We start from the raw sequence: 3,160 nt of genomic DNA on the forward strand, positions 1-3,160 counted from the left end.
CAAGCTCAGCTTGCTTTTGAGAAAAAGCAAAAAGAAAAAAATAAAACATTTGAAGAACTACTAGATGAGTATGGATATGGTGGTTCGAAGTTTTAAGTGAATTATAGTGATAAATAAAAAGGCTACCTAGAAATCTAATTTACAGATTTCTGGGTAGTTTTTTTGCTTACTATCAATGATGTTTAATAATCGAATGGCGGTGACAATTGGTTTTTTGTCATATGTGCGCTCACTTTGTGGAATTACTGGTAAAATAGGGAGCGTTTTTTTACAAAGAGCTAGTCTTCTGAATATATTTAAAGGATAATGCTAAAAAGAGCATGTCTATGTTTTTTAAGATTTTTATAGTCCAACCATACTGTAAACTCCCATATGTTCATCATTATAGTCTTTGAAATTCATGTCTAAATCAACCCAATTGTAGATTATATGGCTCATATCAATAATATATGGAGTCGCAAGAAATATATAACTTTTTAATTAGTTACAGTTCTTCATTTTAATGAGTAAGTCTGGTTATCCAAGTAAACTTAGTAGGAAATCCAGACCGCAATAATTATAGGCAGTTCTAAATTTCCAGCTATCATCTATGTTTTTGCGGTTAGATTTAGATAGTACTCTATTTGCAGATGAACGTTGGAATACCATTCTGTACAAGTTTGTTATAGTGTGGCGTGAGGTAGTTCAAATTAAAACCATCACCCTAAGATAATGTGTGGTGATTTATTTAGAAAAATAGCGGTAGGCTATTAATAGATACTTCATTAATTATCAAAAACCATGACTATACTCCTTAGTTATATGGTAGCATTACAGTAAGTTAGCACTTATAGAAAAGAGGTTTATCTCATGTCCTTTGTAAAAAAAACTTTTTTGTCACGAGTTATAGATGTATTGAAGGATAAGGAAGAGCTGAAATCTCCCGTTGTCATTAAGCATGGAGATTCAATAGATGCAGAAATTGTTCGTTTGCAAACACAACTGGCTGGAGAGCAGTTAGATGTAAATCGGAAGAAAATAGAGGAGCAAATAAAGTTATTGAAAATCGGAAAAGCAGGGGAGCAGTCGTTACTATTCGAACTAACGAATTCATTTCTACCGCTAATGATTTTGCATGATGTCTATATTGAGCATAAGGGATTAAGTGCGCAATTTGACTTTATTCTTGTAACGCGACAATTTTTTTTAATCATTGAAGTGAAGAAGTACTATGGCAATATCACGGTGAATGAAAAGGGAGAGTTTATACGAAATGTGAATCGCGGGAGTCGTACGGTTTTTAAGGAAGGCATGTATAGCCCTATTCGCCAAGTTGAGCGCCAAGTGGAAGTTCTTCAATCGATGCTGGTCGATCATGATGTGATTACCAAAACCCCGATACGCTATGCGGTTGCATTTGCGAATGAAAAAACGGTGATTGATCTAGCGAAAGCACCGAAAGAAATCGAGGATAAAGTTTTTCGCTCTGACGGCATTGTTTCGTTTATAAAAGCTGAATTAGCTAAGAAGTCGCCTGTTTATTTCAAAGATGGAAAAATGCATGAATTAGCGGCATACATACATGGACAGCATATTGATAAGCATTCAATCGAGGTTTATGAGGAGCAGGAAGTCAGTTTCTATGAAGAAGAGAAAGTGCCAGTAGCAGCTACGCTGGAAAAAAAGCTCTTGCTACTTTCAGATGAAGATCTTGTATTGAAGTTGAAGAAATTCCGTAAAAGACTAGCAGATGAAACTGAACGAAAGGCATTCTACATATTTACGAACAAAACGCTGGACGGACTAGTTGAAATAAAACCGACTACACTGGATGAATTGCGAAAAGTAGAAGGAATAGGGGATAAAAAGTTGGAAGAGTTTGGGTTGGAGTTAGTGGCTATAATAAAGGAAAGTGTAGATGGATAATAGTTAGTTGTACTGGCATTAGATATTTATGCAAACTTGAATTATTCATTTTAGCGCTAAGCGTAAAATAGTCCACATTTACCTTACGCTGACAAGCGCATATACTGCTGATGTATAATAAGAATTTTTACAATCTCTATAAAATAAAAATGCTCTTTCCAATGGTGAAAAGAGCATTTTGTGTAATTTTAGTTTTTGATACTTTTAAATCACATCATCATAAAGGGATGTAGCGCTGAACACAATTTCGCCTTTGAGTAGTGAATCCAAATGCCACCACCATTCGTCTATCGACTCTTTGGATTGTGAAAAGTCATAAGCTTTACTTGTGTGCTCATAAACTTGTTCGGCATGACTTAATAATCTCATATCATAGGCGGCTACCATTTTTTTCTCTTCTTTTGTAAGTGACAGTTGATGTAATTCGCTTCGAATATGGAATGTTTCAAGCATTTCAAAAGGGCTTGTTTCACAATCAGTGATCCCTTGACCATAAAGATTTATTAATGTCATTCGATCCATGAAAAAACCTCCTTTACTGTACCAATGTAAGTATATCCTTTTTCTTTTGATAAGTAACGTTCAGGTGATCTTGTTATCATAGCTGTTTCCAAAATTTTATCTTCACCAATGATTATTATCCAATAATTTGCGGAAAAAACAATGTAGCGTTGTTCAAAATGTTCCAGATAATAAATGTGAACGTTACTTCGGATATTTGTAACTATATCAATAATTAAACTATTGTATTGATGCAAAGTAGATTCTAAAGGGAGATCACGTCTACTTATTCGTTTCTTCAAGTGTAGTAAATCTTTCCCTGGTTTCCATTGTGGTCCTTGTTCTTTATAGGTGTGGATGATTTGAAGTAATAACTTATTAATGTCTGCATTCAAATGGAATCCTCCTTAACTATATCTTTTCTAGTATGTACATTGTATCATATGACCATTTTAGTAGAAAATTCCACATGTCTTAACTCACTGGTGTCGCACGGATAAGTTCTGAAAGTTCCATTTTTTATTCGTCTTTATATTAATTTAAAACGAAGACGCTCAAGTAGAGGTAGTAAACCTCGATTTTTCCCCTATAAACCAACAAGAGTGTGAAAGAGATTAAATAACTTTACGGTACACTACTTCCTATGATTTTGCTGTAAACAACCAGTAGCAAAAAAAGAAGAAGGAAATGGTCTATTCGATCAGCTTTCTTCCGATGTGCTCGATAAATTAAAAGAAACAAAGAAACAATTAGT

General features: G+C 34.2%; 3 protein-coding genes. 1 reads left to right on the forward strand and 2 read right to left on the reverse strand.

The window, feature by feature from the left end:
- The first annotated feature begins 849 nt into the window (after positions 1-849).
- A complete protein-coding gene (locus FG383_RS14615) occupies positions 850-1,905 on the forward strand; it encodes an NERD domain-containing protein (RefSeq protein WP_142608132.1) in 1,056 nt (351 codons plus the stop codon).
- 204 nt (positions 1,906-2,109) lie between these two features.
- Here FG383_RS14615 and FG383_RS14620 read toward each other — a convergent pair whose 3' ends face one another.
- Together FG383_RS14620 and FG383_RS14625 are read right to left on the reverse strand one after the other, a co-directional pair.
- Positions 2,110-2,427, reverse strand: coding sequence for a hypothetical protein (locus FG383_RS14620; protein WP_142608133.1), 318 nt, complete (start codon positions 2,425-2,427; stop codon positions 2,110-2,112).
- Positions 2,415-2,801, reverse strand: coding sequence for a hypothetical protein (locus tag FG383_RS14625; RefSeq protein ID WP_142608134.1), 387 nt, complete (start codon positions 2,799-2,801; stop codon positions 2,415-2,417). The genes FG383_RS14620 and FG383_RS14625 overlap by 13 nt, the downstream gene beginning before the upstream one ends.
- Between the last annotated feature and the right edge of the window lie 359 nt (positions 2,802-3,160).

The sequence above is a fragment of the Psychrobacillus soli genome, from assembly GCF_006861775.1.
GTDB lineage: Bacteria > Bacillota > Bacilli > Bacillales_A > Planococcaceae > Psychrobacillus > Psychrobacillus soli.

What these genes read in the sequence shown, in the direction of transcription:
- FG383_RS14615 (WP_142608132.1), top strand. Translation starts at nt 850, where the DNA reads ATGTCCTTTGTAAAAAAAACTTTTTTGTCACGAGTTATAGATGTATTG.
- FG383_RS14620 (WP_142608133.1), bottom strand. Translation starts at nt 2,427, where the DNA reads ATGGATCGAATGACATTAATAAATCTTTATGGTCAAGGGATCACTGAT.